Origin of the sequence: Streptomyces bathyalis, from assembly GCF_015910445.1 — a bacterium.
In the GTDB taxonomy this organism is placed as follows: domain Bacteria; phylum Actinomycetota; class Actinomycetes; order Streptomycetales; family Streptomycetaceae; genus Streptomyces; species Streptomyces bathyalis.
In genome coordinates this window covers 6,780,683-6,803,315 of record NZ_CP048882.1, presented here as the reverse complement: position 1 = coordinate 6,803,315, position 22,633 = coordinate 6,780,683, and the positions used below count along the sequence as shown (strand labels likewise).

Sequence of the window (22,633 nt, the reverse complement as noted above, 5' to 3'; positions counted from 1 at the left end):
CGTCGGGCCGGGCCTGCCGGCCCCCGCCTGTGCTGCCCTGACCGTGCGGCGCGGGGCGTTCGGGGTGTCGCACGGCGGATCATGCCATCCGAGGGGGACGCGGCGCCGCGCGGCCACCGGCTCGCACTCGCCAGGTCCGCCGCGGACCGCACGCGGGCGGGGCGCACCCAGGAATCACGGGCGGACACGAACGGCCGGGCGTGCGCCGCGAGTTGTCCGCAGCGCACGCCCGGGCGAAGGTGCGTGCTCAGAGCCAGCCCGGGATGACGAAGAACAGCCACGTCACCGGAGGGGCGAGAGCGACCATGCTGAATCCCCAGATCATGAGCTTCTTGAAGACCATCTCGCGTTGCTCCTTCGGCGCGTTCGCCGTCACGAGCGCACCGCTGGTGGAGAACGGCGAGGAGTCGACGACGGACGAGGAGATGGCCAGCGCGATGATCATGCCGACCGCTCCGACGTGACCGCCCTGAAGGAAGGGCACGGCCAGCGGGATGAGCGCGCCCAGGATTCCGGTCGTCGAGGCGAAGGCGGAGACCACCGCACCGATGAAGCAGATCAACAGGGCTGCCAGCAGCGGGGCGTTGATCCCCGCGACGCTGTCGCCGAGGAAGTCGATCGTCCCCATCTCCTCCATCATGGTGACGAAGGTGACGATGCCGCAGACAAGGAGCACCGTGGACCACGCGCAGGCGTCCACTGCGCCCTTGGCGGAAGCGGGGTTCACGAGCGTGAGCACGACGCCGACGGTGAGTGCCATGAGGCCGGGGTCCAGGTCGAAGAAGAGGGTCCCGACGACCATCCCGACCAGCCCGAGCAGCGTGAGGGCCCGGATGCCGGTGAGCTGTACGGCCTCTTCCTCCACCTCGACGGCACTCGTACCGCCCCCACCTGAGGGAGCAGTTGCGGGGGCGGGGGCTCCGCCGCCCTTGACGGCCGTCGCTCCGGTGCCGCCGTCCGTCTCCAGGCCGGGCTTGTCGCCCGACCCGGCGGGTGCGCCCGCCGTCACCAGCGAACCGCCCTCGTCGTCCCCGGATTCCGTCGCCTTCTGCGTGTCCTCCGCCCGGCGGCCGAGGAGGCCGCGTCCACCGAACAGGAAGAAGACGACGAGGCTGAGGACCACGTTGAAGAGGAATGAGCTGACGAAGAGCAGCGTCGGATTTCCGGCCAGTTCGTTCCGCGATACGACACCGTTCGTGATGCTGCCGAAGATGCTGATCGGCGAGAATCCGCCGGCGCTGGCGCCGTTGATGATGAGCAGCCCCATCAGCACCGGGTTGATCCGGTAGCGCACACAGAATCCCATGCCGATGGGAGCGATGATTCCCACGGCCGCGGGCACGACAGCACCGGTCGCCGTCAGAACGGCCGTGACCAGGAACATCACCCAGGGTATGAGTGCGATCCTGCCGCCCACGGCCCGGGTCGCGGACTGGACCAGCCAGTTCACCGTCCCATTGTTATTGGCGATGGCGAAAAGGAATGTGACACCGACGAGCACGACGAACAGGTCGCCCGGGAAGCCGCCGAATATGTCGTCCGCGGACTTGCCCACGAATCCGCTTCCGACCACAAATGCAGCCACGATGGCGAGCGCGCCCATGTGGACCTTCGTGAAGGTGGCGATGGCGAATACCAGCACCAACCCGATGATGGCTATGACATGATCTGACACGAGGCTTCCTCGCCTTCGGTCGAACGGTCGGTACAAAGGCGTACCGGCACCTGTCCGAGCGGTAATCAGAAGCCTTTCCGGGCCTGTGACTCCGCCCTTGCGAGCGCTTCTGGGGATTGCCCGCAAAACGCCTAACTATTCCGCTATACGGAATCCGGTTTTCGCCTTGGGTGAGTATGTGAGGGGGGTCGGGGCCCGTCAAGGGTTCGCGTGAGGATCCTTCAACTCCCGTCGCCTCCCTCGTGCGCGCGTCCCAGAGCTGCACTGATTCTCTTGGCCGCTTCGTTGACGAGAGCGCCGTAGACGGGTCTCGCCTCGTCCGACATTCGGCTCGTCGGAACGTTGACACTGATGCTCGCGACCGGAAGTCCGGCCTCTCCGATGACCGCCGAGGCGACAGCCGAGACGTCCGAGCGCCATTCACCGGCATTCGTCGCCCAGCCCCGTTCACGGGTCCTGGCCAATTCCGCGCGCAGTTTCGCCGCGTCGGTGATCGTCGTCTCGGTGAATCCCCTGAGCCCCTGGGCGATGTAGCGCTCGACGGCCTCCTCGGGGTCGGCCGCGAGCACCGCCTTGCCGTTGGCGGAGGCGTGCACCGAGAGGTTCTGGCCCAGCGGCAGGATGATCCGCACGGGCTGCGAGGTCTCCAGGCGCTCGACCAGCACCACCTTGCTGCCCTCGCGGACCGCGAGGTGGACCGTCTCGTCGGTGCGGCGGCGCAGTTCCTCCATCACCGGCAACGCGATGTCCCGCAGGCCGAGTTCGTCCGTGGCGTGCCGGCCGACGTGCAGCGCCTTGGTGGTGACGACCCACCGGGTGGGGGCCGAGCCGGTGGAGCGGATCCACCCCGCCTCCTTCAGCGTGACCAGGGTCCGCTGCACGGAGGACTTGGGCAGCCCCATGGCACGTGCCAGGTCGGCGACGCCGATCGGCTGGCGGACGGCGACTTCTTCGAGGGCCCGGAGGGCGTTGAGGACGTTCTGCATCCATTGACTCGTTCCGTGGGGGAACCTTAGGCTCCAGCGTGCCGCGTGACGATACAGCGTGCCGCTCAGCGGCACAACCCTTTGGGAGGAGCCGGAACATGACCCCGCGCACCGGTCGCCACTTCCTGCAGATCCCCGGCCCCACCAACGTGCCCGACCAGGTGCTCCGCGCCATGTCGGCGCCCACCATCGACCACCGGGGGCCGGAGTTCTCGGCGCTGACGCTGCGTCTGCTGGAGGCGCTGGGGCCGGTCTTCGGGACCACGGGCCCTGTCCTGATCTATCCCGCCTCCGGCACGGGTGCCTGGGAGGCGGCCCTGGTCAACACCCTCAGCCCCGGCGACCGCGTCCTCAGCTTCGAGACGGGTCACTTCTCCTCGCTCTGGCGCGGGATGGCGGATGACCTGGGCCTCGAGACCGCCACCGACTTCATCCCGGGCGACTGGCGGCACGGCGCCGATCCCGAAGTGCTCGCCGAGCGGCTCGCCGCCGACACCGAGCACGCGATCAAGGCCGTCTGCGTCGTGCACAACGAGACCTCGACCGGCGTGGCCAGCCGCATCCCCGAGATCCGGCGAGCCATGGACGAGGCGGGCCACCCGGCCCTGCTGCTCGTCGACACCATCTCCTCGCTCGGCTCCATCGACTACCGCCACGACGAGTGGGGCGTCGACGTCACCGTGGCCGGCTCGCAGAAGGGGCTGATGCTGCCACCGGGCCTGAGCTTCAACGCCGTCAGCGACAAGGCACTCGCGGCGAGCCGGACCGCGCGACTGCCGAAGGTGTTCTGGGACTGGACGCCCGTCATCGAGGCGAACCGGCAGGGTTCCTTTCCCTACACCCCCGCCACGAACCTGCTGTACGGGCTGGAAGAGGCGCTGCGGATGCTGCAGGCGGAGGGCCTGCCCAACGTCTTCGCCCGGCACGCGCGGCATGCCGCCGCCACGCGCGCCGCCGTGCGCGGCTGGGGACTTGAGGTTCTCTGCCAGGACGAGCGGGAGCACTCCGGCTCGCTCACTGCCGTGGTGATGCCGGACGGGCACGACGCCGACAAGCTCCGCAAGATCATCCTGGAGCGGTTCGACATGTCCCTGGGCGCCGGTCTCGGGCGCCTGGCGGGGCGGGTCTTCCGCATCGGCCACCTCGGCCACCTCAGCGACCTCACCCTCGCGGGCACGCTCGCAGGTGTGCAGATGGGGCTCCAGCTCGCCGGAGTCCCGGTCGACACGGACGGTCTCGACGCGGCGCTGGTGACGTTGCGCGACGAGGAGTGACCGACCAGCTCAGCCCGTCGCGCCCACACCCCGCGCGCTTCCCCGGCCGCGCCGCGCAGGCGCCGGTTCCGCAGCGTCCACGAGCACTTGGAGTCCGCACCACATGACAGCGATCAGCGGCGACGCACCTTCCGCGGCCGCCACCACGGAGACGGCCCGTCAGGTCGAGGCCCGTCTGCGCGGTGAGATCGAGGGCGACGTCCTCTTCGACGAGTACACCCGGCACCTCTTCTCCCGCGACGCGAGCATGTACGCGATCAAGCCGCTGGGCGTCGTCTTCCCCCGTCACGCCGGCGACGTGCAGGCCGCCGTGACGGCCGCCGCCGAAGCGGGCATCCCCGTCGTGCCGCGCGGCGCCGGTACGTCCCTGGCCGGGCAGACCATCGGGCCCGGTCTGGTCCTGGACCTCTCCCGCCACATGAACCGCATCGTGGAGATCGACGCGGAGGGCCGCACCGCGCTGGTCGAGGCGGGCGTCGTGCAGGACCAGCTCAACCGGGCGGCTGCCGGGCACGGGCTGATGTTCGGACCGGACACCTCCACCAGCAACCGGGCCACCGTCGGCGGAATGATCGGCAACAACTCGGCGGGCAGCGGTTCGATCCGCTACGGCATGACGATCGACCACGTGCGCGAACTCGACGTCGTGCTCTCGGACTCGGCGACGGCGCACCTCGCCCCCGTCGACGAGGCGGTGCGCGAACACCGCGCCGGGCTGCCGACGCTGGAGGGGCGTCTCTACCGCGAACTTCCGCGGATCGTCCGGGAGAACGACGCGGCGATAGCCGGCGGCATGCCGCAGTTCTGGCGCCGCGCGTGCGGCTACCGGCTGGACCGACTCGCCCGTCCGGATGCGGAGTTCGATCTGGCGAAGTTCGTCGTGGGCTCGGAGGGCACCCTCGTGCTGGCCACCCGCGCCCTCGTCGACCTCGTGCCGAAGCCCGCCCGGACGGTGATCGCCGTCGGGCACTTCACCTCCGTGGCGGGGGCGATCGCCGCCACCGAGGACGCGCTGGCGTGCGATCCGTCGGCGGTGGAGATGATGGACCGCACGATCCTCGACCTGTCACGGAAGAAGATCGAGTACGCCTCACTCGGCTCCATCCTCGAAGGCGACCCGGAGGCCCTGCTCTTCGTCAGCTTCACCGGCGACGACGAGAAGGAACTCATCGGCAGGCTGGAGCGGCTCACGTCCCTCTGGAAGCGCCACGGCCACGGGTACCACACCCTCCAGGCCGTCACCCCCGCCCAGCAGGGCTCGCTGCTGAAGGTCCGCAAGTCCAGCCTCGGCCTGCTGATGGCCGCCAGCGAGGGCACGCGCCGCCCGCTGGCCTTCATCGAGGACACCGCCGTCGACCCGGTCCATCTCGCCGACTACACACGGCGCTTCAAGCAGGTCCTGGACCGTCACGGCCTCAACGCGGGCTTCTACGGCCACTGTTCGGTCGGCTGCCTGCACATCCGTCCCTTCGTCGACACCGCCGACCCGTCGCAGGTCGCGACGATGCGGTCGGTCGCGGAGGAGATCAAGGACCTCGTGCGGGAGTACGGCGGCGTCAACTCCAGCGAGCACGGCGACGGACTGGCACGCAGCGAGTTCAACCGCGAGATCTTCGGCGACGAACTGTACGAGGCGATGCGGCGCGTGAAGGGCCTCTTCGACCCCGAGAACCGCCTCAACCCCGGCAAGATCGTCGACGCGCCGTCCATGACGGACAACCTCCGCGACCCCGCGCTGCCGCCGGCCGGACCGCTGCGCACCCGCCTGGACTTCGAGGTCGTCGGCGGCATGCGCGGCGCCGCCGACCGCTGCATGAACATCGGGCTGTGCCGCAAGGCCGACGCGGGCACCATGTGCCCCTCGTACATGGCCACGCTCAAGGAGGAGGACTCCACGCGCGGCCGTGCCAACGCCCTGGTGAAGGCCCTCTCCGAACCCGACCCGCACCGTGCGCTGGGCGACGAGCGTCTCCATGAGGTCCTCGACCTGTGCCTGATGTGCAAGGCGTGCAAGAGCGAGTGCCCCCTCGGCGTCGACATGGCCACCCTCAAGGCGGAGTCGCTCGCCCACCACCACGACGAGCACGGAATCCCCCGCAGATCACGGGTGTTCGCCTCGATCCGCTCGCTGAACCGGATGGGCTCGGCCACGGCGCCCCTCTCCAACCTCCCCGGACGCATCCCGTTCCTGCGCAGGCTCATGGACCGGTGGCTGGGCATCGCCCCGGCACGGCCGCTGCCGGTCTTCGTGCGGGGCAACCTCGTGCGCTGGTTCCGGCGGCGCGGCCAGGCGGCCGGTGCGCCGGCGCCCGCGACCGGCTCGGTGCCGCCCGGATCCCAGGGCACCGTCACCTACCTCGCGGACTCCTTCACCACCTACACCGAGCCCGGGATCGGCCGCGCCGCCGTGGAACTCCTCGAACTGGCGGGCTGGCGCGTCGCGTTGGAGTCGCGCGGCTGCTGCGGGCGGTCCGCCTTCTCCAAGGGACTGCTCGACGAGGCGAAGGACCAGGCCCGCAAGCTGACGAGGCTGCTGTCGGAGAACTCTCCCGCCGGCTCACCGGTCGTCGGCTGCGAACCCTCCTGCCTGATGACGCTCCGCGACGAGCACCGCGCCATGCTGCCGGAGGACGCCGCGGTCGCGGACATCTCCGGCCGCGTGCGCCAGGTCGAGGAGCTGCTCACCGAGGCCGTCGACGACGGACGGCTCCGGCTGGCGCCCGACGCATGGCCCGCCAGCCGGCGCATCCTCTACCACGGCCACTGCCACCAGAAGGCCGAGGTCGGCACCGCGGCGACCGTCGAACTGCTGAAGCGGATTCCCGGCGCCGAGGTCGTCGAACTCGACGCGGGCTGCTGCGGCATGGCCGGCTCGTTCGGCTTCGAGTCCGAGCACTACGAGACGTCCATGACGGTCGGCAGCGACCGCCTCTTCCCCGCCATCAGCGCCGAGGGCGACCGGACCGTCGTCGCGGCGAGCGGGGTCTCGTGCCGGCAGCAGATCTTCCACGGCACGGAACGCAACGCCTGGCATCCCGTCGAGCTGGTGCGCGCCGCGCTGCTCACCGGTTCACCGGCCACCGGCGGCACCGGGGACGAGTCCCCCGCGACCGCCACGGAAGGAGAGGCGCCGCAGTGACGACAGGCCAGAACACGGGCGCCCTCGAAGGCGTACGCGTCATCGACCTCACGCAGGTGATGGCGGGCCCGTACTGCACGATGCTCCTCGCCGACCTCGGCGCGGACGTGATCAAGGTCGAACCGCCCGGCACCGGCGACCAGACCCGCAGCGGCTGGGACGCGCCGGCGCCCGGCCACGACAGTGCCTCCTTCCACGCGCTGAACCGCAACAAGCGCAGCGTCGCCCTCGATCTGCGCTCCGATGAGGGGCAGCGGGACTTCCACACACTCGTCGCGGACGCGGACGTCGTCGTGGAGAACTTCCGTCCCGGAGTCGCCGACCGGCTGGGCGTCGGCTACGAGGCCGCACGCAAGACCAGGCCGGACATCGTCTACGCGTCGATCTCGGGCTTCGGGCAGTACGGCCCCTACGCCCAACGTCCCGGATACGACCTCATCGCCCAGAGCATGGCCGGCGCCCTCAGCGTCACGGGCGAAGGAGACGGGGCCCCGGTCAAGTGCGGCCTGCCCGTGGGCGATCTCGGCGCCGGGATGCTGTGCGCGGTCGCCATCCTGGGCGCGTACGTGCACCGCACGCGCACCGGAGAGGGCCAGTACCTGGAGACCTCACTGTACGAAGCGGTGCTGGCCATGTCGGTGTGGGAGTCCACGGAGTTCTTCTCCACAGGACGTCCGCCCCGGCGCCTCGGCTCAGCGCACCGGATGACAGCCCCGTACCAAGCCGTGCGTACCGCGGACGGATACGTCACCGTCGCCGCCAACACCCAGCGCCTGTGGGAGCGGCTTTGCGGCGCGCTCGGCCTCGAACACCTCGTGGCGGACGAACGGTTCGTCACCAACCCCACGCGCATGGAGCACCGGGCGGAGCTGATCGCGATGCTCGAAGGACGGCTGGCGGCCGAGACCACCAGCGAGACCGTCGCCAAGCTCCTCGACGCGGGCGTGCCCGCGGGGCCGATCCTGGACTACGAGCAGCTGCTCGGAGACGACCCGGACCCGCATGCCACAGCGCGCGGCATGGTCGAGGAGTACGAGCACCCCGTGTCCGGCAGGAAGCGCGTCCTCGGCTTCCCCGTAAAGCTGGGGCGCACCCCGGCACGGATGCGCCGCCATCCACCGCTCCTCGGCGAACACAACGACGAACTCCTGGGGGACGCATGAGCGTCGAGCAAGAGACCCCGTCCGTCAGCTGGAGCGAGGAGAAGGTGCCCGGCACCGACACGTCCGTCGCGCGGCTCACGCTCTCCAACCCGCGGCAGCGCAACGCCCTGACGCTGGAGATGTACGACCAGCTCCGCCAGGCGTGCGAGGAGATCGACGCCGCCTCCGACGTGCGCGTGACGGTGCTGCGCGGAGCGGGCGGCCGGGCGCTCGCCGCGGGCACGGACATCCGGGAGTTCCGCGGCTTCACCGGCCGCGACGGCGTCGAGTACGAGCGGCGCGTGGGGAGTGCCGTCGAACGCCTGGCCGCCCTGCGGATGCCCGTCATCGCCGCCGTCGAGGGTCCCGCCGTCGGCGGCGGCCTGGCGCTGACCGTCTCCTGCGACATCGTCGTGTGCACCCCCGACTCCGTCTTCGGCGCACCCATTGCCCGCACGCTCGGCAACTGCCTCGCGCCTGCGGTGATCGCGCGGTTGTACGCGTCCCTGGGCAGGGCCCGCACTCTGCGCGCGCTGCTCACCGCCCGGCTGATCAGCGCACAGGAGGCGTACGAGGCGGGCCTGGTGGCGCAGATCGTCGACGCCGACGGATTGGACGAGCACCTCGACGGGCTCACCGCCCGCATCGCCGGCTGCGCACCGCTGACCCTGGCCGCGCTGAAGGAGGCCGACCGGCGGGTACTCAGCGCCTCGGCGCCCGGCAAGGCCGACGACCTGTACGAACTCTGCTACGGCAGCCGCGACTTCCGTGAGGGCGTCGCCGCCTTCCTCGACAAGCGGTCCCCCGAGTGGGAGGGCCGCTGACGCGGCTCCTTGCCGGGGCCCGCTCCCGGACGGCAGGCCCTGACAACGGTCCTGGGGTGAGGATCAGGGCAGGATCGAGTCGACGTATCCCCCGTCGACGCGCAGCGCACCACCGGTCGTGGCCGATGCCTGCTCGGAGCTGAGATACACGACCATGTTGGTGATCTCCTCGGGCTCGATGAGCCGCTGCAGCAGCGACTGCGGCCGGTGCTCGCGCATGAACCGGCGCTGCGCGTCCTCCCAGGGCACGTCACGGTCGACCAGCTCGTAGACGAAGTCCTCCACGCCACCGGTGTGCGTGGGTCCCGCCATGACGGAATTGACCGTGACGCCGCTGCCCGCAGCCTGCTTGGCGAAGCCCCGGCTCACCGAGAGGAGCGCCGTCTTGGACATCCCGTAGTGGATCATCTCCGCCGGCACGACCACCGCGGAGTCGCTGGCGATGTACTGGACGCGCCCCCAGCCCCGTTCGACCATGCCGGGGAGGAACAACCGGGTCAGCCGGATACCGGAGAGCACGTTGACGTCGAAGTAGCGGCGCCACTCGTCGTCGCTGATCTCCAAGGGGTCCTTCGGACCGAAGATCCCGAGATTGTTGACGAGGATGTCCACCTCGGGCAGGGCCTCCGCGGCCTGCCGTGCACCGTCCTCGGTGGTCACATCGGCCACCACGGGCACGGTCCGCGCCCCGGGTACCTCCTGGGCAAGCCGCCGCGCGCTCTCGTCCACCCTCTCCTTCGAGCGGCCGTTGATGCCCACGCGGGCACCGGAGCGGGCCAGCCCCGCGGCGATGGCGGCGCCGATCCCCTGAGTGGAACCGGTGACCAGTGCCGTGCGGCCCGCCAGATCGATCTGCATGATGACGTTCCAGTCCTCTCGAGTACCTCGGTCCTGACTGCGCTCTTCAACAGGTACCTCGGCGGGTTCGTTCCCCGGCCCGGTTACCTGATCGAGGGGGATTTCAATCCCGGCGTCGCGCCAGGACCGGAAGCCCGTGCCCGCGGGTCAACTCGAGGGGCTCCGGCACTCCTTCCACAGCAGCGTGGGGCCCGAACGCCGGCCGGAGGCCCCGGACCGGACTCGTGCATCGGGGAGCGTGAATGCGGTCCGCCAGACGGAAGGCTTCCGTCGCCGAGGCCGCTGCCCGATCAAAATGTCCGGCGTCGCGGAGTCCTTCGGCTCGGTGGAGCAGGAACACGCTCCGGATCGCGATAGAGAGCATCGTATTCACGGTGCGGAGCCCGGAGGCTGAAGCGGCTACTCATCAAGGAGATAGCCAGTGGATTCGATGTGATCAACGAAGGCTGCGACCATGGCGTCTCGGGAATCGGCAGAGAGCAGCGTGAATGGCAGGCCTTCCATGATTCCCCATTCGGTAATGAAGGTCACAGAGAGCCCACTTGGAACGACACAGTTGCACATCCAGAGGGCGAATTCAGCTGCGCTATGAGCATCGGAGTCCAGGATGGCTGCACCTTCGGGCTGCTCCTTTGCGAAGCCCTCCAGAATCTCGTCACCGATGGTGAATCCAAAGGCCAACCGGGGGCTGCGAGGAGGGGCCGGGTCGGCGGGCGGTGGCTCCCTGACCCGGACGAATTCTTCCGGTGTGCGCTCTCGCAGGGCAGTCGTGAAGCCATCGAAGGTTAGCCCCCAACTATTACCCTCGGCAGGACAGAAGAGATACATAACGCGCTGCTGGGCAATAATGGCAGGATCCATGGAGTGTGGCTCTCAATCTCCTAGCTACGGCACGTAACGCGAGTACCCCTTGATCCCGTAGGCGGCCATCATCACGCGCCAATAGGGGACGGCGTCGCGGTAGTTCGTCACCGTCTCCACTCCCCGCATCTCACTGTTGCCCGGATGCTGGACGGCAGCCTGGTATTTGACCAGTTCCTCCCTGTCCTTTTCGAACATGAAGTCCCTTCGGCTTTCTCCGTGGTGTGCCCTCCTCAACTCATCAACGGTGCGGTAGCAGTCCCTCCCTTCGTTCTTCACGTACTTTGCCTCGACGGCCATACCGTCTCGGTCGCGCATGCCATCCACCATGAGCCGATTAGAGGCGGAAATACCACGGGGGATGTGCACTCCGTACTCCGGTGAGCCTGACACACGCATCTGGTAGGAAGCCTCATTCGATTGAGGGTTTCCACCCGTGTACGGCTTCTGGGGTAGAGACGTAAGCCAAGTCTTGAACCTCTGTTGCTGCGGTGCCGTGAGGGCAGGGAACCTCGCGTCCGGTGGGTTAGGAGGGGCGACAGGCTGCACCCGTACAAGCCCGTTGTTGAAGCCGGCTTGAAAGACCCTGACGCTGCCGCGAACCGTGGGTATGGGCAACATCGGTAACCAAGGTCCCGAGCCCTGGTCGTGGTGAGGCTCTTCGATCTTTCCTCGGGAGACACCCAAGGCAGGTGGGATCCCATCGAGCTTCTTGATGTGGTCATCGTCAGCCACCAGTTCGTACAGCCCGCCATCGTGGCCTTGGCCTCCGAAGACAGGCTCCTCCCAGATGGGTAATCGTTCCCCGAAGACAGGGTCCGCTTCCTCAGGGACCCGACGTTGCGCGGTCTCGACGTGGTCCGCATAGGCGTCACAGGCATTGGCGAGTAGCTTGCACGCTGTGGGCAGATTTGCGAATAAGGTCTCGTGTTCACTGACGTCGCTGGGCGGGGGATGCTTGTCGACGTACTTCGCGAAGAAGCGCTTCGCCGCATCTGCCGTATCGCCGGCCTGGTCCATCGTGGCCCTTTGCCCAGCGCTGTACGCATCCCAGTACACGTCTTCCAGCAGCCGACGCGCCGCCCGCCACGTCCCGGCGACAGACTTGAGCTTCTCGGCTGCACCGTGGTTGCGTTGATTGAAGAGGTACCGGTCGATCCAACTCGTCTCTCCAACTACGTCAGGCAGGTCTGCCGCGCTGTGGCTGGCCCGGGGCGTGCAGTCTGGCCCGGCTGGCTGCGCCGCGATACCCGGGGTGAACGGCCCCTCGCCCAAGAGCTCGGCTGCGATGCGGCTCTCGGTCCTCAGAAAATTCTCCGCCGACTCCAGCAGCTTCTGCGCTCCCGAAGCCATGACGATGTGCCCGTAGCTACAGCGATCGAAAACAGCGTGCACCGCGGGCTTGTACTTCGCGGCGAAGAAACGCCCGGCATCATCGTCGCCGGCAATGCTGCCCTTGTCACTGAGCTCAGTGAGCAGCAGCCCAACAGCCTCGTAGATCACGTCCCGGAGGCCAACCAGCCGCCATGATGCGTTGACGAAGTTCTCGGTCTGGTGGCGAAGCGTCAACTCGATCCCCCCATGCCAGTTGCCCAACACCGATAGACGAGGACATGACAACTATTTGACCAGCGCGACCGACCCGCGAGGTACGTTTCCCACGCCTGCACCCCCCGAGAAGGTCTACCCGCCGCGTGAGCCGAAGACGCATCCGGGCTCCTGGATGGTCCCGAGCTGTCGCGGCAGACGGTCGCGCCGGGCCGTGGAATTAGCGCAGCTGTTGGTGAAGGCGTGACGGAGCCTGGACACTGTGCGCTGCCCGAGGACTAGGCGAACATCGTTGTGCACTGAGCCAAGGGAAACCGGAACCGCGACGACGGGTCGAGATTCCCGGACGAGCCCTGTCACACGATGGGTGCAAGATTGCCCTCTGTCGTCGCCCGATCTCTGGTCGCGTACGACGACCAGGGCAAACCGGCGAAGGTGTGGTCGGCCGGTCCCGGTAGGCCGGGTTGCTCAAACCGATGGCGTGCACCGGGAACATCGTCGTCACGGCTCCGGCAAGGCGTTCACCGCCGCCGCGAGCGTTTCGGTCAGACGTCGGTGCATCGGATCGGGAACCGGCGCCTCGTCACGGGAACCCGCAGCCGCTCACCCGCCCTCGGCGGCCGGACGCAGGAGCGCCAGATACATCGCGTCGGTGCCGTGCAGATGCGGCCAGAGCTGTACGTCGGGTCCGTCGCCCAGGCCGGGCATCTCCGGCAACAGCGGCCGGGCGTCGAGGAGTTCGGCGCCGGTTTCCTTGACCAGGTCGTCGACGACGGCCCGGGTCTCCGCCGGATGCGGGGAGCACGTCGCGTAGCCGACGACGCCGCCGGGACGCACGGCGTTCAACGCCTGCCGCAGCAAGTCCCGTTGCAGCGGTGCGAATCCGGGCACGTCCTCGGGCTGCCGCCGCCACCGCGCCTCGGGGCGGCGGCGCAGGGCGCCCAGGCCGGTGCACGGGACGTCGACCAGCACCCGGTCGAACGTGCCGGGCCGCCAGGCGGGACGGGTGGCGTCGGCGGTGACCACGGCGTACGGTCCCGGGTTGCCTTCCAGCGCGCGGCCCACGAGCCCCGCGCGGTGGGGCTGCTTCTCGGCGGCCACCAGCCGCGCCCCTCGCTGCGCGGCCAGGGCGGCGAGGAGCGCCGCCTTGCCGCCGGGCCCGGCGCACCCGTCCAGCCACAGCTCGTCCCGGACCTTCGCTTCCGCTCCCCCGGTCCGTCCGGCGGCCGGCTCCAGCGGGGCGGCCGCGAGCGCGAGCGCGACCAGCTGGCTGCCCTCGTCCTGCACGCCGGCGCGCCCTTCCCGCACGGCCTCCACCTCACCGGGGTCGCCGCCCTCGGTGAGCCGCACGGCGTACGGCGACCAGCGTCCGGGTACGGCGTCGCCGGTGAGCAGCTCGTCTGCGATGGACCGGCCGGGGCGGGCGACGAGCGTGACCTCGGGCCGCTCGTTGTCCGCCTCGAGCAACTCCTCCATGCCCGCGCTGCCGCCGCCGAGCGCGTCCCACAGCGCCGAGACGACCCATCGGGGGTGCGCATGGCGGATGCCCAGATGCTCCTCGGGGTCCTCGTCGTACGGGGGCGCGACCTTGTCCAGCCAGCCGGCCAGGTCGTCGGCGGCGACCTTGCGGAGCACGGCGTTGACGAACTTGGCGCGCCCGTCGCCCAGCACCACACGGGCGAGTTCGACCGTGGCGCTCACCCCGGCATGCGTGGGGATGCGGGTGCCCAGCAACTGGTGGGCACCGAGGGAGAGCACGTCCAGTACAGGAGGATCGACCTCGCGCAGCGGCCGGTCGACGCATTCGGCGATGATCGCGTCGTAGGTGCCCTGCCACCGCAGCGTTCCGTAGACCAGCTCGGTGGCCAGCGCCGCGTCCCGGGCGTCGAACTCCCCCTTGGCGCGGGCCTTGTCCAGCAGCGGCGGCAGCACGAGATTCGCGTAGGCGTCGCGCTCGTCGACCGCGCGCAGCGCCTCGAAGGCCAGTATGCGGACGGGGTCCTTGCGGGGGCGGCGGTAGGGCTTGGAGGGACGGCGCGGGCTGTTGCTCACAGGAAAGGTGCTCCGGGACTGCGATGACGAGGTGTCCGGCCGTGCGGCCGGCGTTCACATGCCGTGGGTGCCGGCGGGTGTTCTCCCAGCGTACGCCCGCATCCGTGCGCGGAGACACGGCACCGGAGCGCGAGAGCAGCCGCGGACTCCCGGGACCGGTGGCTGCGGCCCCCGGTGCCGGTGCGTGTGCGGCGTACCGGCACCCCGGCCGCTACTCCCCCAGGCGCTCGCCCTCGACGACTCGTACACCGCGCGCCCAGTCGGCAGCCTTCATCGGCTTCTTGCCCTGGGGCTGCACCCACAGCAGTTCGACGGGGTGCGAACCGGTGCCCGCCCACACGGAGTTCTTGTTCGCGCGCAGTTCGCCGGGGCCCGGGTCGCTCTCACCGGGAACGGGGTGCTCCGGGTGCTGCGTCAGCGAACGGATCTTCAGCCGCTCGCCCCGGAAGAGCGTCCACGCTCCGGGCGCCGGGGTGCAGCCCCGTACGAGACGGTCCACGCGCAACGCCGGCGCCGTCCAGTCCACTTGGGCGTCCTCGACGTTCAGCTTGGGCGCGAGCGAGACGCCTTCCTCGGGCTGCGGCTCGGCACGCAGCGTGCCGTCCTCGATGCCGTCCATGGTGGCGGCCAGCAGCCCGGCGCCCGCGAAGGCGAGCCGGGTGAGCAGATCGCCGCTGGTGTCGCTCCCGCGCACCTTCTCCGTGATCACCCCGTAGACCGGCCCCGAGTCCAGGCCCTCCTCGATGAGGAAGGTGCTCGCGCCGGTCATGTCGTCGCCGGCCAGCACCGCGTGCTGCACCGGCGCCGCGCCGCGCCAGGCGGGAAGCAGGGAGAAGTGCAGGTTGACCCAGCCCCGGGCGGGCACGTCGAGCGCGGCGCGCGGCAGCAGCGCCCCGTACGCGACGACGGGGCAGCAGTCCGGCCCGATCTCGCGCAGCCTGGCGAGGAAGTCCTCGTCCCGTGGACGTGCCGGCTTGAGGATCTCGATGCCGGCCTCTTCGGCCCGCTGCGCGACCGGGCTGGGCACCAGCCGGCGTCCCCGTCCGGCGCGCGCGTCCGGACGCGTCACGACGGCCGCCACCTCGTGCCGCTCCGAGGCGATCAGTGCGTCGAGCGCGGGCACGGCGACCTCGGGGGTGCCTGCGAAGACGAGCTTCATGGGTGGGGAACACCTCTCACTCAGCAGCGGCGCCGCGTATTGCGCGGTCGCGGACGACGACGCGCCAGTCTACGGTCCTCACGTTCCGTCACATTGCCCCGCCCGAGGGGGCGTACGGGCCGCCGCGCAACCCTGCCCTGCCAACCACACCGCCCCCGGGCGTGACCCAGGCCACTGTTACCGCGTTGGTCAAGTCATATTGACCGAAACGAGCCGTTCCGCGGCTCCTATCCTCTGCAAGATGGTTCGAGAGGCTTGTTCATGGCCGACCACGCAACCCACGACGCCCAGGCGAGGGCCAGCCTGCACCTTCTGGTGCGGGACATCGAGCGGGTCCGCCGCCAGGTGGACGCGCTGCGTACCCTCACCGCCCAACTCGGCAATGTCTACCGCCCGCGGCGGTCCGCCCCGTCCGCGGGCTTCGTCGTCTACGGACGTGCTCCCGCCCCCACGGTGCGGCTCGCCCAGGAACTGCGGGACAGCGTGGAGACGCTGGTCACCGCCGCTGTGGACTTCGACCGGTCGCTGGGATTCTCATGGGACGCGGTGGGCTCCGCGCTCGGAGTCACCAAGCAGGCGGTGCACCGCCGTTACGGATCGCGCCGCAACACCTCACGCGAACTGGCCGACGCGGGCGGGCAGTCCGCCGACGAGTCCACCGCGTCCGGCCCGGTACCGGCGCTGCCGGGCCCATCTGGAAACGGGAACGTCCTTCCCGCGGCTGCCGCCGCGCCTCCCGCTGCGGCGTCCCGGCCCGCCGCGGGCGCGCTGCCCGCGTCGCGTCCTGTACCCGGCCAGCCCGGCCGCGACCGCGACCACAGACCGGGGGCCCTCCCTGGCCCCCGCAACGGCTGACTCCTCCACGGCCGTTGCTCCGCCGCCCGGTGGCGTTCCGAACGCCACCGGGCGGTGTGATGTCCGCCCGCGTCGACGGGAACCCGGTGCCGCAGCGCTTCAGCCGATGTCCTGCGGGTCCACGCGGATCCACACCGGCGTCCCCTCACGCCGCGTCAGCCGCGCCACGTGCGCCGTCTTCAGCGCCGACGCCATCGCCGCGCCCGAGCCCTGGGGCACCCGCACCAGCGCACGCACCCACTCCTCGCCCACCGGCGGATCACCGGGACGGCGCGGCCTGCCGGGTTCGATCACGGCAACCGGCACCGGGCCCAGCACCTCGGCGTCGCCGGGGAGCCGGGCCTGGGACAGCAGCCCGGCCACGGCCTCCGGCCGCCCGCTGACCGCCGCCATCCGCGAGACCGGGGGAAAGCCCAGCTCCGCTCGATCCGCGAGTTCACGCACCGCGAAGCCCGCCGGATCCCAGCGCACGAGGGCCTGCACCGGCCGCAGCGTGGGCTCGGCCACGACCAGCACCGTGCCGTCACCGTCGTCGCCCTCGCCGCCCGGCCGTACGAGCGCCGCGGCCGACAGCCATCTGCGCAGCGCCTCTTCCCCGGCCCGCAGATCGGGACGTCCCAGCAGCGCCCAGGCGTCCAGCAGCAGCGCCGCCGCATAGCCGGGGCCCTCCGCGACGGGCTCCGCACCCGGCGTGGAGACGACGATCGCCGGAGAGGCGGGGACGCTCTCCAGCACGTGGTCACGCCCGGAGGTGCGCACCGGCACCGAGGGAAAAGCCCGCCCCAGTTCCTCAGCGGTGCGCCGGGCGCCGAAGACCCGGCCGCGTACCCGGGTACCGCCGCACTGGGCGCAGTGCCAGTCGGGAGCCTCGCGGGCGCACCAGCCGCAGCGCAGCACGGCACCCTCCTCCGGCGCCTCCAGCGGACCCGAGCAGTGAGCACATCTGGCGGGGGCGCGGCACTGCTCGCACGAAAGCCTCGGTACGTAGCCGCGCCGCGGCACCTGCACCAGTACCGGCCCGCGCTGCAGGGCGTCACGGGCCGTGGACCAGGCGATGCTCGGCAGCCGCGCCGTACGCGCGGCGGGATCACGTGCCTCATCGAACTCGCCGACCGTGCGGATCAGCGGCGCCGCCCTCCGCAGGGTCTCCCGGCCGGCCTCGATCGGCCTCGCCCACCCGGACTCGACGATCTGAGCCGCCTCGACCGTGCAGCTGTGCCCGCCGAGCAGGAAGCCCGTCTGCTCGGTGACGGCGCGCTGGAGCAGCACCTCGCGGGCGTGCGGCTGGGGTGCGTGGTCGTCGCTGAGGGCGGCGTCCCCGTCGTCCCACAGGACGGCAAGGCCCAGATCGCGGACCGGCGCGAACATGGCCGCCCGCGTCCCCACCACGGCGCGGACCGATCCGCGCTTGACCGCAAGCCAGCGCGTGTAGCGCTCCTCGGGGCCCGCCTCGGCGGTCAGCAGCACGTGGTGCCCGTCACCGAGCAGCGAGGTGAGCGCGGCGTCGACACGCTGCGCCGCACGCCCGTCGGGCAGCACCGCCAGGGCGCCCCGCCCGGAGGCGAGCGCGGCCACGACCGCGCGCGCCAGCTCCTCGGGCCAGTGCGGGCCGGGCAGCGCCGTCCATACGGCGCGAGGGGTTCCCCCGCCGGCCAGGGCCGTCAGATATCCCGGGCCCTCCGCGTACCGCTCCCAGGTCCCGGGCACCGGCGGCTCCGGCGGAGGCTGCGGCTCGGGCGACGGACGCTTCTCCGCGCGCGCCATGCGCGGAGGCACCGCCAGCTGCACGACGTCCGCGAGCGACCCGGCGTACCTGTCCGCGACGGCACGGCACAGGCGCAGCAGCTGAGGCGTGAGCACACGCTCCGGGGAGAGCACCTGCGCGATGGGGGCGAGGGCGCCCGGATAGTCGCTGTGCGCCACCCGCTCCACGATGAACCCATTGATCAGCCTGCCGCCCTCGCGCCGACCCTCCTTCTCACCGGCACCGAAGCGCACCCGCACCCGCACGCCGGGCTGGGCCTCCTCGTCCATCGCGGCGGGCACCGCGTAGTCGAAGTACCGGTCGAGATGGACGAGCCCCTTGTCGACCAGCACGCGCGCCACGGGCAGCTCGCCGGCGAGCTGCGCACCGCGCCACGTGCGCGGCTTCGCCTTCGGGGACTTGCGCTTCCGTACGGTCTCCCGCAGCAGCGCAAGCTGCTCCGGCGCCTCGCCGGAGGACTCCCCCTGCCCGTTGTCGCTGCTCACAGCGTTCAGTCATAGCAGACGGCAGGGACAGGGCGGCTGGAAGGAGCACGCTGTCCGCGCAACCGCATACGACGAGGCCCGGCCACCCCCTGAGGGCGGCCGGGCCCGTGAGTCCGTGCGCGGTGGCGCGAGCCGGCCTGTTACAGCCCGGCGGCCTTGCGCAGCGCGTCGACGCGGTCGGTGCGCTCCCAGGTGAAGTCCGGCAGCTCACGGCCGAAGTGGCCGTACGCCGCGGTCTGGGCGTAGATCGGACGGAGCAGGTCCAGGTCGCGGATGATCGCGGCCGGGCGGAGGTCGAAGACCTCGCTGATCGCTGCCTCGATCTTCTCCACGTCGACGGCGGCGGTGCCGAAGGTCTCGACGAAGACACCCACCGGCTCGGCCTTGCCGATCGCGTAGGCGACCTGGACCTCGCAGCGGGTGGCCAGCTCGGCAGCGACGACGTTCTTCGCCACCCAGCGCGTCGCGTACGCAGCCGAGCGGTCGACCTTGGACGGGTCCTTGCCGGAGAAGGCGCCGCCACCGTGGCGGGCATAGCCACCGTAGGTGTCGACGATGATCTTGCGGCCGGTCAGACCGGCGTCGCCCATCGGGCCGCCGATCTCGAAGCGGCCGGTGGGGTTGACCAGCAGCCGGTACCCGCTGGTGTCCAGCTTCACGCCGTCCTCGTCGATGAGGCGCTTGAGCTCCGGCTCCACGACGTACTCGCGGATGTCCGGGGCGAGCAGCGAGTCGAGGTCGATGTCCGCGGCGTGCTGCGAGGAGACCACGACGGTGTCGAGACGGACGGCCTTGTCGCCCTCGTACTCGATGGTGACCTGCGTCTTGCCGTCCGGGCGCAGGTAGGGGATGGTCCCGTTCTTGCGGACGTCCGAGAGGCGCTCGGAGAGCCGGTGGGCCAGCTGGATCGGCAACGGCATGTACTCGGCCGTCTCGTCGCAGGCGTAGCCGAACATCAGGCCCTGGTCGCCCGCGCCCTGCTTGTCGAGCTCGTCCTCGTCGCCCTCGACACGGTTCTCGTACGCGGTGTCGACGCCCTGCGCGATGTCGGGGGACTGGGCACCGATGGACTCCGAGACGCCGCAGGAGGCGCCGTCGAAGCCCTTCTTCGAGGAGTCGTAACCGATGTCCAGGATCTTGTTGCGCACCAGCGAAGAGATCGGGGCATAGGCCTTGGTGGTCACCTCACCGGCGACGTGCACAAGGCCGGTGGTGATCAGAGTCTCGACGGCGACCCGCGAGTGCGGGTCCTCCTTGAGCAGCGCGTCGAGGATGGTGTCGCTGATCTGGTCAGCAATCTTGTCAGGATGACCCTCGGTCACGGATTCCGAGGTGAACAGACGGCGGGACACATCGCTCCCTGGGGTTGCAGCGGCTGCTGGCTATTCATGGGCGGACCGGTCGGGGGCTGTGCGCGAGAGCAGAGGCCCAAGCACGGTCCGCCGCCAGTTTATCCATCTACGGCCGCATCCAATCACGTCGTCTCGAAGTTCGATACCACGGTGACCTGCGTAACCCTGCCCGGAATCGCCCACGAGGCCCTCTTGACGCGATGACGGAACAGCGACCACCTCGTGACATATCACACAAGTCGGGCTTGGCGGAACCGTTGATTCCACGCCGGTGTCCCACGGCCGCCCGGGTCAGGGAAAACGCAGTGCGACCAGGTCCCAAACCGTATCGGACAGCGCCTCTTTGGGGCCGTACGGGACGGGGGTCTCGCTGCCGTCGGCGCCGAGTACCACGGCCTCGTTGTCCTCGGCACCGAAAGTCCTGTGCTCCCCGACCTCGTTGACGACGAGAAGGTCGCACCTCTTGCGCGCGAGCTTGGTGCGGCCGTTGGCGAGAGCGTCCTCCGTCTCGGCGGCGAAGCCGACGACGATCTGGCCGGCGCGCGGCCGGTCCGTGGACAGTTCCGCGAGGATGTCCGGGTTGCGCACGAGGGCGACGGGGTCCGGGTCGGCACCGTTCCGCTTCTTGATCTTGCCGGGCGCGTAGACGGCGGGCCGGAAGTCGGCGACGGCAGCCGCCATCACCACGGCGTCGGCGTCCCCGGCGGCCTTCACGACGGCCTCGCGCAGCTGAGCGGCCGTCTCAACGGGCACCACGTCGACGCCGGCGGGGGCGGGGAGGGTGGTGTTCGCCGCGACCAGCGTGACGCGTGCGCCTCGGGCGGCGGCCGTACGGGCCAGCGCGTAACCCTGCTTACCCGACGAGCGGTTGCCGAGGAACCGCACGGGGTCGAGCGGTTCGCGCGTACCGCCCGCGCTGATCACCACGTGCCGCCCTGCCATGTCGGCGGGCACCTCGGCGCTTCCCCGGGTGAGGACCCGGCGGCACAACTCGAAGACGCTCTCCGGGTCCGGGAAGCGCCCCTTGCCGGTGTCGACGCCGGTCAGACGCCCCACGGCGGGCTCGATGACGAGCGCGCCCCGGCGGCGCAGCGTGGCGACGTTCTCCTGTGTGGCCGGGTGCTCCCACATCTCCGTGTGCATGGCGGGCGCGAAGATCACCGGACATCGCGCGGTGAGAAGGGTGTTGGTGAGCAGGTCGTCCGCGAGCCCGTGAGCGGCCTTGGCGAGGATGTCGGCGGTGGCAGGTGCGACCACCACGAGGTCGGCGCCCTGCCCGATCCGTACATGCGGGACCTCATGGACCGAATCCCACACGTCCGTTGCGACGGGCTTGCCGGACAGGGCCGCGAAGGTGGCGGCGCCGACGAAGTGCAGCGCCGACTCCGTCGGCACCACCCGCGTCTCGTGACCGCTCTCCGTCAGGCGCCGCAGCAGCTCGCACGCCTTGTAGGCGGCGATGCCGCCGGTGACTCCCAGGACGACCCTGGGCCGCTCCTGCTCGCGCTGCTCCATCGCTCGCCTCTCCCCACGCGGCGCCCGTCGCCCGGGCCCGGCCTGCCCTGCCTCTGCGTGTTCTGCGTTTCCGCTCACTCGCACATGACACACCACGGGCCCGGCAGCCGCGCTGCCGGGCCCGTGAGAGAAGCCTTGTCCGCTGCCTGCCCGCGCTACGCGGACGGGCGGACGATTACTGCGTGACCGGCACGTCGACGGCCTCGGAGGTCAGCAGCCCCGCGTTGATCTCGCGGAGAGCGATCGAGAGCGGCTTCTCGTGGACGTGTGTGTCCACGAGGGGGCCCACGTACTCGAGGAGGCCCTCACCGAGCTGCGAGTAGTACGCGTTGATCTGCCGGGCGCGCTTGGCCGCGTAGATCACCAGGCTGTACTTCGAGTCGGTGGCTTCGAGCAGCTCATCAATCGGGGGGTTGATGATGCCCTCGGGCGTGGAGATGGAAGAGGACACGCTCTGCCTTCCGGAGGGTGTGTGAAGGTCGGAAAAAGATCAAGAATCAAGCGATCCGCATCAAGGCTAGCAGCTCGGCGCTGACGTCCTCGACCGAGGTATTGACAAGGGTGGTGTCGAACTCTTCCTCTGCGGCCAGCTCCGTACGGGCCACCGCGAGACGGCGCTCGATCACCTCGGGGTCCTCCGTGCCGCGGCCGGTCAGGCGGCGCACCAGCTCGTCCCAGCTGGGCGGTGCGAGGAAGACGAGCCGGGCCGAGCACATCGCCTGCTTCACCAGCCGGGCCCCCTGCAGATCGATCTCCAGGAGCACGGGCTCGCCGCTCTCGAGGTGCTTCAGTACGGGCCCTCGGGGCGTGCCGTAACGGTTGCCGGCGAACTCGGCCCACTCCAGGAGCTCACCGTTGGCGATCAGCTTGTCGAACTCGTCGTCGCTGACGAAGAAGTACTGCACACCGTGCACCTCGCCGGGGCGCGGTCTGCGCGTGGTGGCGGAGACGGACAGCCAGACCTCGGGATGGACCGTGCGCAGATGCGCGACGACCGTGCTCTTGCCGACGCCCGAAGGGCCGGAGAGCACGGTCAGCCGCGGCGTGCCGGCGGGAGGTTCGGGGGTGGCCCCCCGGGGAGCTGCTGAACTCATGCAGCGATTATCCCGGTTTTCGGCGGTGCCTTGCCACCACGGCACCGCA

17 protein-coding genes are annotated in these 22,633 nt (G+C 70.4%); 5 read left to right on the top strand and 12 right to left on the bottom strand.

Annotation, left to right across the window (positions count from 1 at the left end; all coding sequences use genetic code 11):
* Positions 1–247: 247 nt before the first annotated feature.
* Both G4Z16_RS29620 and G4Z16_RS29615 read right to left on the bottom strand, forming a co-directional pair.
* Positions 248–1,675: an SLC13 family permease gene (locus G4Z16_RS29620; protein WP_197353640.1), complete on the bottom strand. Its 1,428-nt coding sequence runs from the start codon at positions 1,673–1,675 to the stop codon at positions 248–250.
* Between the two features lie 221 nt (positions 1,676–1,896).
* Positions 1,897–2,661, bottom strand: a complete 765-nt coding sequence (locus G4Z16_RS29615) for an IclR family transcriptional regulator (protein ID WP_197353639.1) — start codon at positions 2,659–2,661, stop codon at positions 1,897–1,899.
* 98 nt (positions 2,662–2,759) lie between these two features.
* Here G4Z16_RS29615 and G4Z16_RS29610 point away from each other — a divergent pair, with 98 nt between their 5' ends.
* From G4Z16_RS29610 to G4Z16_RS29595, 4 genes are all read left to right on the top strand, one after another.
* Positions 2,760–3,935 carry a pyridoxal-phosphate-dependent aminotransferase family protein gene (locus G4Z16_RS29610; RefSeq protein ID WP_197353638.1) on the top strand — a complete coding sequence of 392 codons (1,176 nt, stop codon included), beginning with the start codon at positions 2,760–2,762 and terminating at the stop codon, positions 3,933–3,935.
* Between the two features lie 103 nt (positions 3,936–4,038).
* Positions 4,039–7,074, top strand: a complete 3,036-nt coding sequence (locus tag G4Z16_RS29605; RefSeq protein WP_197353637.1) for an FAD-binding and (Fe-S)-binding domain-containing protein — start codon at positions 4,039–4,041, stop codon at positions 7,072–7,074.
* Positions 7,071–8,237 (top strand): CaiB/BaiF CoA transferase family protein, encoded by a 1,167-nt coding sequence (locus tag G4Z16_RS29600; RefSeq protein WP_197353636.1) that lies wholly within the window; start codon positions 7,071–7,073, stop codon positions 8,235–8,237. Before G4Z16_RS29605 ends, G4Z16_RS29600 begins: the two co-directional genes overlap by 4 nt.
* Positions 8,234–9,040: an enoyl-CoA hydratase gene (locus G4Z16_RS29595; RefSeq protein ID WP_197353635.1), complete on the top strand. Its 807-nt coding sequence runs from the start codon at positions 8,234–8,236 to the stop codon at positions 9,038–9,040. Before G4Z16_RS29600 ends, G4Z16_RS29595 begins: the two co-directional genes overlap by 4 nt.
* A 63-nt stretch (positions 9,041–9,103) precedes the next feature.
* On the opposite strand, the gene G4Z16_RS29590 is transcribed toward G4Z16_RS29595, so the two are convergent.
* From G4Z16_RS29590 to fmt, 5 genes are all read right to left on the bottom strand, one after another.
* A complete protein-coding gene (locus tag G4Z16_RS29590; protein ID WP_197353634.1) occupies positions 9,104–9,898 on the bottom strand; it encodes an SDR family NAD(P)-dependent oxidoreductase in 795 nt (264 codons plus the stop codon).
* A gap of 399 nt (positions 9,899–10,297) precedes the next feature.
* On the bottom strand, positions 10,298–10,759 hold the full coding sequence (locus tag G4Z16_RS29585; RefSeq protein ID WP_197353633.1) for a hypothetical protein: 462 nt from the start codon (positions 10,757–10,759) through the stop codon (positions 10,298–10,300).
* A 24-nt stretch (positions 10,760–10,783) separates the two neighbouring features.
* Positions 10,784–12,358 (bottom strand): restriction endonuclease fold toxin-2 domain-containing protein, encoded by a 1,575-nt coding sequence (locus G4Z16_RS32825; RefSeq protein ID WP_425508132.1) that lies wholly within the window; start codon positions 12,356–12,358, stop codon positions 10,784–10,786.
* Between the two features lie 552 nt (positions 12,359–12,910).
* Positions 12,911–14,359, bottom strand: coding sequence for an RsmB/NOP family class I SAM-dependent RNA methyltransferase (locus G4Z16_RS29575; protein WP_197353632.1), 1,449 nt, complete (start codon positions 14,357–14,359; stop codon positions 12,911–12,913).
* A gap of 211 nt (positions 14,360–14,570) precedes the next feature.
* Positions 14,571–15,518 carry a methionyl-tRNA formyltransferase gene (fmt, locus tag G4Z16_RS29570; protein ID WP_197353631.1) on the bottom strand — a complete coding sequence of 316 codons (948 nt, stop codon included), beginning with the start codon at positions 15,516–15,518 and terminating at the stop codon, positions 14,571–14,573.
* Between the two features lie 261 nt (positions 15,519–15,779).
* Here fmt and G4Z16_RS29565 point away from each other — a divergent pair, with 261 nt between their 5' ends.
* Entirely contained in the window at positions 15,780–16,373 is a 594-nt protein-coding gene (locus G4Z16_RS29565; protein ID WP_197353630.1) for a hypothetical protein, read from the top strand.
* A gap of 99 nt (positions 16,374–16,472) precedes the next feature.
* On the opposite strand, the gene G4Z16_RS29560 is transcribed toward G4Z16_RS29565, so the two are convergent.
* The 5 genes from G4Z16_RS29560 to gmk form a co-directional block, all read right to left on the bottom strand.
* Positions 16,473–18,623: a primosomal protein N' gene (locus G4Z16_RS29560; RefSeq protein WP_197353629.1), complete on the bottom strand. Its 2,151-nt coding sequence runs from the start codon at positions 18,621–18,623 to the stop codon at positions 16,473–16,475.
* A gap of 140 nt (positions 18,624–18,763) precedes the next feature.
* Complete coding sequence (gene metK, locus G4Z16_RS29555) at positions 18,764–19,975, bottom strand: methionine adenosyltransferase (RefSeq protein WP_197353628.1); 1,212 nt, start codon at positions 19,973–19,975, stop codon at positions 18,764–18,766.
* Between the two features lie 291 nt (positions 19,976–20,266).
* Positions 20,267–21,490 (bottom strand): bifunctional phosphopantothenoylcysteine decarboxylase/phosphopantothenate--cysteine ligase CoaBC, encoded by a 1,224-nt coding sequence (coaBC, locus tag G4Z16_RS29550; RefSeq protein ID WP_197353627.1) that lies wholly within the window; start codon positions 21,488–21,490, stop codon positions 20,267–20,269.
* Between the two features lie 175 nt (positions 21,491–21,665).
* On the bottom strand, positions 21,666–21,941 hold the full coding sequence (rpoZ, locus tag G4Z16_RS29545) for a DNA-directed RNA polymerase subunit omega (RefSeq protein ID WP_028431631.1): 276 nt from the start codon (positions 21,939–21,941) through the stop codon (positions 21,666–21,668).
* A gap of 46 nt (positions 21,942–21,987) precedes the next feature.
* Complete coding sequence (gmk, locus tag G4Z16_RS29540) at positions 21,988–22,584, bottom strand: guanylate kinase (RefSeq protein WP_197353626.1); 597 nt, start codon at positions 22,582–22,584, stop codon at positions 21,988–21,990.
* Positions 22,585–22,633 lie beyond the last annotated feature (49 nt).